General features: G+C 78.8%; 12 protein-coding genes and 1 rRNA gene. 10 read left to right on the forward strand and 3 right to left on the reverse strand.

The window, feature by feature from the left end:
- The 3 genes from rrf to BUE37_RS07560 all read left to right on the forward strand — a co-directional run.
- Positions 1-92, forward strand: a 5S ribosomal RNA gene (gene rrf / locus BUE37_RS07550); the annotation flags it as partial.
- Between the two features lie 1,068 nt (positions 93-1,160).
- Positions 1,161-2,009 (forward strand): tetratricopeptide repeat protein, encoded by an 849-nt coding sequence (locus BUE37_RS07555; protein WP_139252893.1) that lies wholly within the window; start codon positions 1,161-1,163, stop codon positions 2,007-2,009.
- A gap of 99 nt (positions 2,010-2,108) precedes the next feature.
- Positions 2,109-2,468 carry a single-stranded DNA-binding protein gene (locus tag BUE37_RS07560; RefSeq protein ID WP_073419650.1) on the forward strand — a complete coding sequence of 120 codons (360 nt, stop codon included), beginning with the start codon at positions 2,109-2,111 and terminating at the stop codon, positions 2,466-2,468.
- Positions 2,469-2,479: 11 nt separating this feature from the next.
- On the opposite strand, the gene BUE37_RS07565 is transcribed toward BUE37_RS07560, so the two are convergent.
- Complete coding sequence (locus BUE37_RS07565) at positions 2,480-3,796, reverse strand: DUF1015 domain-containing protein (RefSeq protein ID WP_281248067.1); 1,317 nt, start codon at positions 3,794-3,796, stop codon at positions 2,480-2,482.
- A 90-nt stretch (positions 3,797-3,886) separates the two neighbouring features.
- Between BUE37_RS07565 and BUE37_RS07570 the strand changes: the two genes are divergently transcribed.
- From BUE37_RS07570 to BUE37_RS07600, 7 genes are all read left to right on the forward strand, one after another.
- On the forward strand, positions 3,887-4,342 hold the full coding sequence (locus BUE37_RS07570) for a tetratricopeptide repeat protein (protein WP_073419651.1): 456 nt from the start codon (positions 3,887-3,889) through the stop codon (positions 4,340-4,342).
- A complete protein-coding gene (locus BUE37_RS07575; RefSeq protein WP_073419652.1) occupies positions 4,339-5,430 on the forward strand; it encodes an HAD-IIA family hydrolase in 1,092 nt (363 codons plus the stop codon). Before BUE37_RS07570 ends, BUE37_RS07575 begins: the two co-directional genes overlap by 4 nt.
- Before the next feature lie 184 nt (positions 5,431-5,614).
- Positions 5,615-5,803, forward strand: a complete 189-nt coding sequence (locus BUE37_RS07580) for a hypothetical protein (protein WP_073419653.1) — start codon at positions 5,615-5,617, stop codon at positions 5,801-5,803.
- Positions 5,803-6,600: a TlyA family RNA methyltransferase gene (locus BUE37_RS07585; protein WP_073419654.1), complete on the forward strand. Its 798-nt coding sequence runs from the start codon at positions 5,803-5,805 to the stop codon at positions 6,598-6,600. The genes BUE37_RS07580 and BUE37_RS07585 overlap by 1 nt, the downstream gene beginning before the upstream one ends.
- Before the next feature lie 92 nt (positions 6,601-6,692).
- On the forward strand, positions 6,693-7,748 hold the full coding sequence (locus BUE37_RS07590; RefSeq protein WP_073420624.1) for an NAD kinase: 1,056 nt from the start codon (positions 6,693-6,695) through the stop codon (positions 7,746-7,748).
- Positions 7,723-9,657, forward strand: a complete 1,935-nt coding sequence (recN, locus tag BUE37_RS07595) for a DNA repair protein RecN (RefSeq protein WP_245794419.1) — start codon at positions 7,723-7,725, stop codon at positions 9,655-9,657. Before BUE37_RS07590 ends, recN begins: the two co-directional genes overlap by 26 nt.
- Before the next feature lie 135 nt (positions 9,658-9,792).
- A complete protein-coding gene (locus BUE37_RS07600) occupies positions 9,793-10,509 on the forward strand; it encodes a class I SAM-dependent methyltransferase (RefSeq protein WP_073419655.1) in 717 nt (238 codons plus the stop codon).
- Between the two features lie 36 nt (positions 10,510-10,545).
- Here BUE37_RS07600 and BUE37_RS07605 read toward each other — a convergent pair whose 3' ends face one another.
- Together BUE37_RS07605 and BUE37_RS07610 are read right to left on the reverse strand one after the other, a co-directional pair.
- A complete protein-coding gene (locus BUE37_RS07605; RefSeq protein WP_139252894.1) occupies positions 10,546-11,250 on the reverse strand; it encodes a hypothetical protein in 705 nt (234 codons plus the stop codon).
- A gap of 43 nt (positions 11,251-11,293) precedes the next feature.
- Positions 11,294-12,088: a TetR/AcrR family transcriptional regulator gene (locus BUE37_RS07610; RefSeq protein ID WP_073420626.1), complete on the reverse strand. Its 795-nt coding sequence runs from the start codon at positions 12,086-12,088 to the stop codon at positions 11,294-11,296.
- Positions 12,089-12,101 lie beyond the last annotated feature (13 nt).

Consider the following 12,101-nt stretch of genomic DNA (forward strand, 5'->3'; position numbering starts at 1 on the left):
CGCCCGGACCCATTCCGAACCCGGAAGCTAAGCCTCTCAGCGCCGATGGTACTGCCCTGGAGACGGGGTGGGAGAGTAGGACGCCGCCGGACAACCATTCGAGACGGGGGTCGGAGCCATTGGCTCCGGCCCCCGTTTTCGTGCGTTGTCCGCAGATTCCATCCCACGGAGCGCCCACAGGAGTGCTCCCCGCCGTACGAGGTATTCAGGACTCCATGACATCTCCCCGACGAGGCTCCCCCGGCCGTGGCCGGCCCGACGGCCAGGACGGTCGCGGGCAGGGCCGATCCGGCCGCGACGACCGCCAGGGTCCGCGATCGGGTGGCCGCCCCTCGGGCGCGGGACGCGGATCGGGCGGCTACGGCTCCCGACGTGACGAAACCAGCGGCAGCCGCGAGGGCGGGTCCGCCCGCGGCGGTCAGGGTGCCCGCGGGGACCGTCCCCAGGGTGACCGCGCCGGCCGCCCGGTCGCCGGGAGCCGCGGCGCCGGGGACTGGCGCGACCGTCGTCCGAGCACCGACCGCGCCGGCGGGAACTGGCGGGACCGGCGTCCCGACAGCGACCGCAGCGGCGACGACCGTCAGGACCGCCGTCCGGCTCGGTCGTCCGGGGACTGGCGCGACCGCCGGCCCGGTGGCGATCGTCCGACGGGCGACCGGCAGGACCGCCGCCCCACCGGCGGTGGCGGGGGAGGCTGGCGCGACCGGCGTCCGGAGGGCGAGCGGTCGTCGGGTTCGTGGCAGGACCGTCGCAGCGACGTGGGCCCGGCCCGGGACCGGTCCGCCGGTGGCTGGAGGGACCGTCGCCCGGGCGGCGACCGCGTGGAGGGCGGACGTCCGGCCCGCCGCGACGACGCCGCGCGCGGCGCCCGGCCGTACGAGGACCGTCCGCGGCGCCAGGACGTCGATGCGCGCCCCGAGTGGCGGGACCGTCGTCCGCAGGGGGAGCGTCCCGCTCGCGCCGGTGGCTACGAGGGCGGCAGGGGCCGTCCGGAGCCGCGCGGTGCCGGCGGTCGGCCCGACCGCGCCGGGGGCCGTGACTGGCGCGACCGCCGTCCCACCGACGACCGCCGTCCCCGCCCGGACCGCGACCGCACCCCGCCGGCCACGCCCGGTCCCGACCTGCCCGACTGGGCCGACCCGCGCGAGCTCGACCCGGCCGTGCGTGCCGCCCTCCGGGGGCTCGACTCGCGTAACGCGGAGAAGGTCGCCAAGCACCTGGTCGTCGCCGGGACGCTCGTCGACGAGGACCCCGAGCTCGCGCTCGCGCACGCCCGTGCCGCCCGTGACCGCGCGTCGCGTCTCGCCGTCGTCCGGGAGGCCGTGGGCGTCGCCGCGTACCACGCCGGGGACTACGCCGAGGCGTCCCGCGAGCTGCGGGCCTACCGGCGGATGAGCGGCGAGGAGGGCTACCGCGCCGTCCTCGCCGACTGCGAGCGGGCGCTGGGCCGGCCCGAGGTCGCGCTGCGGCTGGTGCGCGAGGCGCTCGCCGACCGTCCGGACCGCGAGGAGACCGTCGAGCTGCAGCTCGTCGAGGCCGGGGCGCGCCAGGACCTCGGCGAGGTCGCCGCGGCGCGGCTGGTGCTCGAGGGCGCCCTGGGCGGCCGCCCGGCCCCGGGCCGGGTGGACCTGCGCGACGAGGGCACCCTGCGCCTCGCCTCCGCCTACGCCGACCTGCTCGCGGCGTCCGGGGACGCGTCCGCGGACGCGTGGCGCGAGGTCGTCACCGCCGCCGAGCCGGAGGCCGAGGACATCGCCTTCGGCGAGGAGGAGGTCCCGCTCGCCGAGCTGGCGGTGGACGACGAGCCGCAACTGGCGCCGACCGCTGAGGCAGCGGCGTCGGACGGCGACGCGGACGAGGACGAGGACGAGGACGACTCGGACGGCGACGCGGACCTCGACGACGACGCGGACGACGACGAGCTCGACTTCGACTCCGACGTCGAGCGCGAGGTGGCCGAGCTCCTCGGTGAGGTCGAGCCGCCGGCGGGGGACCAGCCCGGGCACTGACCGCCGACAGTCATGGCGGCGCCGTCCACACCGGCGTCTCCCGTCCACAGCCACCCCGTCGGCCCACCGCCGGGGAGGAGGCGGCCGCACGCTGCCGTCATGAGCGTGGCTGTGATCGACCGCAACGACGTCGTGCTCCGCGGGCGCCTCTCGGCTCCCGCGGAGCTCCGCACCCTGCCGAGCGGCGACCCGCTGGTGACCTTCCGGCTCGTCGTCCGCCGGCCCGAGCCGCGGGCGCGCGGGTCCTCGGTCGACGTCCTCCCCTGCATCACCTACGACCGGGCGCTGCAGCGCCGTGTCGCCGCCTGGGAGGCCGGTGACGTCGTGGAGGTGGAGGGGGCGCTGCAGCGGCGCTTCTGGCGCACGGGCGCCGGCACAGCCTCGGTGTGCGAGGTCAACTGCCGCCGGGGGCGGAAGGTGCCGCGGTCGTCGGCCGGCGGCGGCGTCCGGACGGCGTGAGCGCCCGCCGGTCAGCCGCCGTGCGGGCGGAGCACCAGGCCGGTGCGCGGCTTGGGCACGAACAGCGTCGACTTGCGCGGCATGCGGGCGCCCGCGCGGGCCACGGCCGCCACGTCGGCGGGGGAGGGTGGGCGCAGCAGCACGGCCACCCCCGACCGCGCCCCGGCCAGGCGGAGCGCCTCCGGGACGCTGTGGGCCACGAGCAGCGACCCCGGCTCGTCGCTGCGGCCCCACAGCGCGCCGACCAAGCCCGTGGTGGCCAGCACGACGTCGAGCCCGCGCCAGGCCGGCGGTGCCTCCGCCGGCACCGTGGCGCGCACCTCGGCGCTGGGGCCGGTCAGGTGCAGCAGGCGCTCCCCGTCGGTGACGAGGAAGCCGTCGAGGTCGGGCAGCAGCGACGCCACGTGGGCGGACACCGCGCCGGGTCCGCCGGGGACGGGCACCTCGGCCACCGCGAACCCGCGCGCGGCGGCGTCGGCGGCCTCCCGCAGCCCCAGGTCGGGCACGACCCGGTGGATGGACTCGACGCGCAGCCCGCCGGTGCCCATGGGGGTGAGCAGGGCCAGGACGCGGCAGTCGCCGTCGGGATGGGTGCGGTGCAGGGCCTGCGCGGCGGCGAAGCGGTGGTGCCCGTCGGCGATCACCGCGCCGGTGCGGCCCAGCGCGCCAGTCAGCTCCCGCAGCACGTCGGGGTCGGCGACGCGCCAGAGCAGGTGCGCGACGCCGTCGTCGTCGACGACGTGCAGGTCCGGGGCGGCGCCCGCCACGGCGGCGGTGAGGGCGGCCACGCGCGGCTCGGGGTCGTGCGCCAGCACGATGGGCTCGAGGTCGGTGGCGGTCGCCGCGAGCAGCGCGCGGCGGCCCTCGACGGCGGCGGGGAAGGTGTCCTCGTGCGGCAGCACCGCCCGGCCGCCCGCGGCGGACACCGCGACGGCGCCGAGCCAGCCGACCGTCGGCGTCCCCGTCGCCGGCCGCATCTCGTAGCGCCACAGGGCCGGCTCGCCGTCCCGGACCAAGACGCCGTCGCGCTCCCAGTCGCGCAGGGTGGCGGCGGCGCGGGCGGCGACGTCCCCGGCCGCGACCGGGCCACCGGCGCCGGCGGTCCCCGGACCGGACGTGCCCCCGGGCAGGATCAGGCGCACGATGTTGTGCGGGTCGGCGGCCGCCAGCCGCTCGGCGCCGTCGGGCGTCACCAGGTCGTAGGCTGGCGAGCTCACCCGGGCCAGGTGCCCGGGGTCCTGCTCCCGGTAGGTGAGAGCCCGGAAGGGCCGGACGTCGATCCCCGTCGCGACGGGGAGCGGGGGACCCGCCGGCGACGACTGCACCACCGGATCGTAGGAGCCGCCGTCCCCGGCCCGCCGACGCGACCGGTCAGCGGGGGCGGGCGGGGGCGACCGCGGGAGATCGGGAGGGCATCGGTGTCGACAGCAGGACCGCCGGAGGACGCCGGGGCGGAGACCACGCCCGAGGGAGCGGCCGGCCGCACCGGGCCCGAGGGCGGGGTCTACGAGTGGTACCGCCGGGGGCTGGACCTGCTGGGCAGCGGGGACCCGGCCGCCGCGGCCACGCTGCTCAGCCGGGCCGCCGAGGCCGAGCCGGGCTCGCGGAGCGTGCTCGAGGCCCTCGCCCGCGCCCAGTACGACGCCGGCCGCTACCGGGAGGCCGTCGACAGCTTCGGGGAGCTGGCCGCCGTGAACCCCACCGACGACTACGCCCAGTTCGGGCTCGGCCTGGCCGCGAGCCGGGCCGGCGACCTGGAGACGGCGGCCGAGCACCTGGCCCTGGCGGTCGCCATGCGGCCGGACCTGCCGCACTACGCCCGTGCGCTGCGCGGCGTGCGCGCCCGCCGCGGTTCCGGGCCGGGGGCGGCGTGAGCACCGGACGCCCGCCGGCGCTGGCCGCCGGCAGCACCCGCCCGCCGGCCGAGCTGTTCGACGTGGCGCTGCTCGACCTCGACGGCGTCGTCTACGTCGGCCCCGACGCGGTGCCCGGGGTCCCGGAGGGGCTGGCGGCCGCCCGCGCGGCCGGCATGCGCCTCGGGTTCGTGACCAACAACGCGGCCCGCCCGCCCGAGGAGGTGGCCGCGCACCTCAGCGAGCTCGGCGTGCCGGCCGTCCCCGACCAGGTCATCACCAGCTCGCAGGCCGCGGCCACGGTGGTCGCCGAGACGTTCGGCGCCGGCGCGCGCGTGCTCCCGGTCGGCGGCCCCGGGGTGGCGGCGGCCCTGCGCGCGGCCGGGCTGACGGTGGTCGAGCGGGCCGAGGACGAGCCGGTGGCCGTCGTGCAGGGCTACGGCCGCGAGGTCGGGTGGCAGCAGGTCGCCGAGGCGGTCGTGGCCGTCCGGCGCGGTGCCCGGCACGTGGCCACCAACGCCGACGCGACCATCCCCTCACCGCGCGGGCCGCTGCCGGGCAACGGCGCGATGGTCGGGGTGGTGCGGGACGTCACGGGCGTCGAGCCGCTGGTCACCGGCAAGCCCGACCCGGCGATGCACGCCGAGTGCGTCCGCCGCACCGGGGCGCAGCGGCCCCTCGTGGTCGGCGACCGGCTGGACACCGACATCGAGGGCAGCCACCGCGCCGGCGCCGCGAGCCTGCTGGTGCTCAGCGGCGTCACCGTGCCCGCGACGCTGCTGGCCGCCCGCCCGGACCACCGGCCCGACCTGCTCGCACCCGACGCCCGGGGCGTCCTGGTCGCCCACCCGCCGGTCACGGCCGCGGACGGCGGCTGGCGCTGCGGCGGCTGGGTGGCGGCCGCCGACGGCGACGGCACGCTGGTGCTGCGCACGGCCGGCAGGACGGAGCCGGACGGGGACGACCGGGACGGCGACGGGCTCGACGGGCTCCGGGCGCTGTGCGTGGCGGCCTGGTCGCGGGAGAGCGGAGCCGACGGCGTCCGGGTGCGGGCGGGGGACGAGCGCGCCCGGGCGGCGCTGGCCGGCTGGGACCTGGAGCCGCGGTGAGGAGGGCCGGGAGGCTCTCCTGCGGGGCGGCCCCGGGGGCACCGGCCGGCTCCCGCGGGCGGGCGGCGGTGTCGTCCCCGGCCGGTAGTCTCGCGGGCCGGGGACACCGCGTCCCCTCCGCCGAGGCCCCCGCTCCCCGGGCTGCCCGCCCCGCCTCCGCCCTCTCTCCCGGAAGGTCCCCGCGATGACCGAGCCGAGCCGACCGCGACCGGTCCCGGGCCCGCCGCGGCCCGGTCCCGTCGCGGACCCGGCCCGCGCGTCCGCGTCGGTGCTCGAGGGCCTGGACGAGCGGCCGGTCGCCGAGCACGTGGCCGTCTTCGAGGCCGAGCACGACCGCCTGGCCCGCGAGCTCGCCACGATCGACCAGCTCTGATGCCGCGCCGCAGCCGACTCGACGCCGAGCTCGTGCGGCGGGGCCTGGCCCGCTCCCGCGAGCACGCCGTCGCGTTGATCAGCGAGGGACGGGTCGCCGTCGCCGGGCAGGCCGCCACCAAGCCGGCCACCGGCGTGGACCCCGCCACCCCGGTGGTCGTCCGCACCGACCCCGACGAGCAGCGCTGGGTGTCCCGGGGCGCGCACAAGCTCCTCGGCGCCCTCGAGGCGTTCCCGGTGGAGGTCGCCGGCCGCCGCGCGCTCGACGCCGGCGCGTCCACCGGCGGCTTCACCGAGGTGCTGCTGTCCCGCGGCGCGCGCGAGGTCGTCGCCGTCGACGTCGGCTACGGCGAGCTGGCCTGGTCGCTGCGCACCGACGAGCGGGTGCGGGTGCACGAGCGCACCAACGTCCGCACGCTCGCGCCGGAGGACGTCGGCGGGCCGACCGAACTGGTCGTCGCCGACCTGTCGTTCATCTCGCTGCGCCTCGTGCTGCCGGCGCTCACCGCCTGCGCGACGGCGGAGGCCGACCTGCTGCCCATGGTCAAGCCGCAGTTCGAGGTGGGACGCGAGCGGCTCGGCGCCGGCGGGGTGGTGCGGGACCCGGCGCACCGCGCCGACGCCGTGCTCACCGTCGCCCGCGCGGCCGCCGAGCTGGGCTGGGGCACCGCCGGGGTGGTGGCCAGCCCGCTGCCCGGGCCGTCGGGCAACGTCGAGTTCTTCCTGTGGCTGCGCCGCGACGCGCCGCCGCCGGAGGAGGCCGACGTCGTCCGCGCCGTCGAGGAGGGGCCGCGGTGACCGGGCCGGGCGCGGGCGGCGATCCCGGGGGACGCTGGGACGGGACGCGGCCGCAGCAGCCGCAGGACGACAGCGACGAGCAGGGAGGACCGATGAGCGAGGCCGGCCAGGGCGGATGGCGTCCCGGGGGTACGCGGCACGTGCTGCTCGCCGTGCACACCGGGCGGGAGGACATCGTCGAGCTGGCCCGCAGCTCCGCCGCGCGGCTGGCGCGCGCCGGCATCACGGTGCGCGTCCTCGAGGACGAGGCGAAGGACCTGGGCATCGAGGGCGCCGAGGTGGTGGCCCCCGACGCCGAGGCCGCCCGCGGTGCGGAGATCGTCATGGTCTTCGGCGGCGACGGCACCTTCCTGCGCGCCGCCGAGCTCGCCCGCTACAGCCACGCCGCGCTCATGGGCGTCAATCTCGGCCGGGTCGGCTTCCTCGCCGAGACCGAGCCCGAGGCCGTCGAGGAGACCCTCACGGCCATCGAGCGCTGCGAGTACTCGGTGGAGAAGCGGCTGGCGGTGGAGGTCGACGTCATCGACGCTGGCGGCGCGGTCGTGGGCGGCACCTGGGCGCTCAACGAGGTGTCGGTGGAGAAGGCGCAGCGCTCGCGCGTCCTCGACGTCGTCATCTCCGTCGACGGCCGGCCGCTGACCAGCTTCGGCTGCGACGGCGTCCTGTTCGCCACGCCCACCGGCTCGACCGCCTACGCGTTCTCCGCCGGCGGTCCGGTGGTGTGGCCCGACGTCGAGGCGATGCTGCTCGTGCCCACGAACGCCCACGCGCTGTTCGCCCGGCCGCTGGTGACCTCGCCGGACGCCGTCCTGTCGGTCTCAATCCCGCCCGACGGCAACCGTGCCCGCGTGTCCGCCGACGGCCGCCGCGCCTTCGACGTGCCCGAGGGCGGCCGCGTCGACGTGCGCCGGGCCGCCCGGCCCGTGCGCATCGCCCGCGTGCACCCCGCCACCTTCGGCGACCGGCTGGTGGCCAAGTTCGGCCTGCCCGTGCGCGGCTTCCGCGAGGTGCGCCGGCACGACCCGGGCCACGAGCTCACGCCCTCGCGCAACGTGCTGGCCCGCGACGTGGTGTCGCTGCCCCCGGCTCCCGGCCGCGGCCCGGCGCGGGAGGAGGTGCGCGGTGGCTCCGCGGACCCCGACGCGTGAGCGCGGTCCCCGCGCCCGGCGCACCGCGGCGCCCGCGGACACCGCCCCCGACGGCACCGATGCGGCCGGCAGCGCGCCGGCCGCGGACGCCCGCCCCGCCGAGGACGCGACGGCGGCCGGGCGGGACGCGCCCGCCGGCGACGGCCTCGCCCCGGCGCCCCGCGCGCCGCACGGCCGGGGCCGCCTGACCGAGCTGCGCATCCGCGGCCTGGGCGCCATCGACGACGTCACCCTCGAGCTCGGCCGCGGCCTGACCGTGGTCACCGGCGAGACGGGCGCGGGCAAGACGATGGTGGTCACCGGGCTGACGCTGCTGTTCGGCGGCCGCGCCGACCCCGGCCGCGTGCGCGCCACCGGGCGGGCCGGCGTCGAGGGCCGCCTCGAGCTGCCGGAGGGCTCTCCGGTGTGGGAGCGCGCCGCCGAGGCCGGCGCCGAGCCGGACGACGACGGGTCGCTCATCCTCGCCCGCACCGTCAGTGCCGAGGGCCGGTCCCGGGCGCACCTGGGCGGGCGCAGCGTGCCGGTCGGCGTCGTGGCCGAGCTCGCCGAGGGCCTGCTCGCCGTGCACGGGCAGAGCGACCAGCTGCGGCTGTCGCGCCCCGCCGAGCAGCGGCACGCCCTCGACCGCTACGCCGGGCCCGCGCACCTCCAGCTGCTCGAGACCTACCGCACCGCGTACGCCGGCTGGCGCGAGCTGTCGGCCGACCTCGACCGCCGCCGCGGCCAGGCCCGCGAGCTCGCCCAGGCCGCCGAGGTGCTGCGCCACGGCCTGGAGGAGATCGAGGGCCTGGCGCCCGAGCCCGGCGAGGACGAGGCCCTCGACGCGCAGGCCAAGCGGCTCGGCGACGCCGACGCGCTGCGGGCCGCCGTCGACGAGGCGCGCATGGCGCTGGTCGGCGACGTCACCGGCGACCTCGGCGGCGAGGGCCTGCCGCAGGACGCCACCGCCGCCCTGGCCGCCGCCGAGCGGGCACTGTCCTCCACCGACGACCCCGCGCTGGTGCTCCTGGCCCGCGACCTCGCCGACGCCGTCGCGGTCGTGTCCGACGTCAGCGTCCAGCTCGCGGGCTACGTCGCCGACCTCGACGCCGACCCGGCGCGGCTGGCCGAGGTCCTCGACCGGCGGGCCGCGCTCACCGCGCTGGTGCGCAAGTACGCCGACCCGGGCGAGGGGCTCGCCGGGGTGCTCGCCTGGGCCGACGACGCCCGGGCCAAGCTGTCCGCGCTCGACGTCTCCGACGAGGCGCTCGAGGCGCTGGAGGCCGCCCGCGACACCGCCCGCGCCGAGGTCGACGACCTCGCCGGCCGGATCTCCGCCGGCCGCCGCGCCGCCGCCGACGGGTTCGCCGCCGAGGTGGGCCGCGAGCTGGCGGGCCTCGCGATGAAGAGCGCCCGGGTGTCCTTCTCGATCGACAGCCACCCCGGCGAGCCCGGCGCCGACGGCATCGACGAGGTCGCGCTGCTCATGGCCGCCCACCCCGGCGCCCCGCCGCGGCCGGTGCACCGCGGGGCGTCCGGCGGTGAGCTCTCCCGGGTGATGCTGGCCATCGAGGTGGTCTTCGCCGGCGCCGACCCGGTGCCGGTGATGGTGTTCGACGAGGTCGACGCGGGCGTCGGCGGGCAGGCGGCCGGCGAGATCGGGCGGCGGCTGGCGCGGCTGGCGCGCGACCACCAGGTCGTCGTCGTGACCCACCTCGCGCAGGTGGCCGCCTTCGCCGACACCCACCTGGTCGTCGACAAGTCCCCGGACACCGCCGCCGGCGTCACCGCCACCGACATCCGCGCCGTCGACGGCGAGGACCGGGTGCGCGAGCTGGCCCGGATGCTGTCCGGCCTCGCAGACAGCGACACCGGCCAGGCGCACGCCCGGGAGCTGCTGGCCGTCGCCGCCACCGCCCGAGCGGAGTAGTTGCCGCGCCGCTCGGTCGTGGGCGATCGGGTGACGGAACGCAGGAGTGTCGATCGCGGTCGCCGGGTAGGCGTTCCCCGTGCGCACCGATGCCCGATCCCGAACCGCCCCCCGATGCCCCGCGGGGGGTGCCCGATGAGCTGCTTCAGCTCGGCCGACGAGTCGGCGCACTACGGCTTCTCGGTCTGCATGCTGCTGCAGCAGTACCGGGAGCAGCTGGGCTGGGAGTCCGCGCCCGTGGTGGAGCTCGGCACCGGTGACGCCTCGGCGATCGCCGACGTCGTCGCGGGCCTGCCCGGCCTGCGCATCCGCAGCTACGACATCAGCGAGGACTCGGTGCGCAGGGCGCGGGCCAACGTGGCCGAGCGCGGCGTCGCCGACCGCTACACCGTCGAGCTCGGCGACTTCTTCGACCAGGCCGACGCGGCCGGCGGGGAGCCGGTGACCACGGCGATCTCCAACCCGCCGTACATCCCGGCGCCCGACCGCGACATCCTCATGCCCGAGCTGTGGGGCGGGGAGCGCGGCAACGACCTGACGCTGCAGCTGCTCAAGGCCGGCTACGACCACGTGGTCACCGCGGTCGCGAGCTACGCCGACCCGGTCACCACCGTGGGCACCGCCGCGGACCTCGGCTACCGGGTGGTCAACTTCCTCGCGATGGGCCTGGACTACGGCCCCTACAGCAGCGAGCCGAAGGTGCGCGAGCAGATCCGCCGGATCGTCGCCGAGGGCCGCGGCTGGGCGGGCGACGACGAGTACATGGTCGCCGTCGCCCTGTTCACCCGGGACCCCGACCTCCCCGGCGACCGCGGCGACCAGCTGCTGCACGCCCTGCAGCTGCCTGCTTGACCGCTCCGGGGCCCGATGGCTCCGGGACCTGACGGCTCAGCCCAGGGGCACGCAGAGCGCCGCCGGGTCGTCGGCGCAGGCCCCGGCGGCCACGGTCACCCGGTCCCACGGCCCGGTGGCGTTCGAGCCCGCCTCGTTGCGCAGCCCCGAGATCCGCAGCACCAGGTCGCTCGTCGGCGCCGCGTCGCGCGCGACGACGTGGACGCTCGCCGAGGCGCCGTCCCCGGCGCCGGCGGACAGGCCGAAGCCGTCGCGGGTGGGCGACGTCGTCCCGTCCTGGCACCAGCGCGTGCCCGGCGCCGACGACCCGACGAACACCGCCGTGCCCGCCCGCGGGGCGCCGCCGTCGGCCGCGGTGAGCTCGACGGCCGCCGCCAGGCCGGCCATGGCGAAGGTCTCGTTGGCGAACCCGACCTCGACGACGAGCGAGCGCACCGAGCCGTCGTCGGGGAGGGCGCAGTCGGCGGCGAAGGACCCCGGCAGCGGCGGGACGCCGACCGACACCGGGGAGCGGGTCGCCCGCACCGACGCGGTGAACAGCAGCTCGCCGGAGCGGTCGGACAGCCGCGCCGCGCCCACCTCGACCGGCGCGGGCGGCGGCGGGACGTGGACCGACGGCGTCGGGGCCGACACCGCGACCGGGGGCTCCTCGTCCGGCGTGGCGACGGCGGTCAGCAGCGCGCAGCCGGAGGTGGCCAGCACCGCGCAGGGCAGGAGGAGGGCGGTCCGGCGCAGGCGCACGCCGCGCACCCTGGCAGACGCGGCCCCGTTCCGGAACTCCCCGTCAGCGGCGTTTCGCGTACCCGGCCAGGCCGAACTGCAGCAGGGACAGCCCGCGGCGGCCGGCGGCCCGCAGCTCCGCGCCGAGCTCCGGCCCGGTCACCCCGGCCAGCACCCGGTCGCGCGCCAGTTCCAGGAGCCGCCCGTAGAGCGCGGTGACCGCCGCCGCGGTGAGCTCCGGCTCGACCGAGCCGTCGTCGGACCCCGTCTCCTCCCGGATCTGGGCAGCCAGCGCCGCGGTGATCTCCCCGAGGATCTCCCGCTCGCGCGCCTGCAGGGTCCGCGAGCCGCGCACGATGCGCGCCATCGCGGCCACCCCGGCGGCGGCCTCCGGGTCGCCGAGGGAGGTCATCGCCGTGACGACGAACGTGCCGGCCGCCGCGGCCGCCGACTCGCCCGCCGGACGGCCGGCCACGGCGGCCAGCAGCGCCCGGCGCATCGGCGGGTCGGTGGCCAGCACCAGCCCCTCCTTGACCGGGAAGTGGTTGAACACCGTCTTCTCGACGACGCCGGCCCGCTGGGCGATCTCGACGACGCTGACCGCGTCGAAGCCGCGCTCGGCGAACAGCGCCGCGGCGGCCTCGACGATCCGGTCGTGGGTCTCCAGCCGGCGCCGCTCCCGGACGCCGGGGCCGCGCCGCTCCCGCCGCTCACGACGCCGGGCCGCGCGGCCGCCGTCCGCGGGCTCGGGGGCGGGACGGCCGCCCGGCGGCGCGGCCGGCGGGGAGGGCACGGGGGCGTCGACGGCGGGCGGCGGGGCCGGCGCGGGCGCCTCGACGGCGGGCGGGGTCCGGTCCACCGGGGGAGCGGCC

The sequence above is a fragment of the Geodermatophilus nigrescens genome, assembly GCF_900129495.1.
GTDB classification, from domain to species: Bacteria; Actinomycetota; Actinomycetes; order Mycobacteriales; family Geodermatophilaceae; genus Geodermatophilus; species Geodermatophilus nigrescens.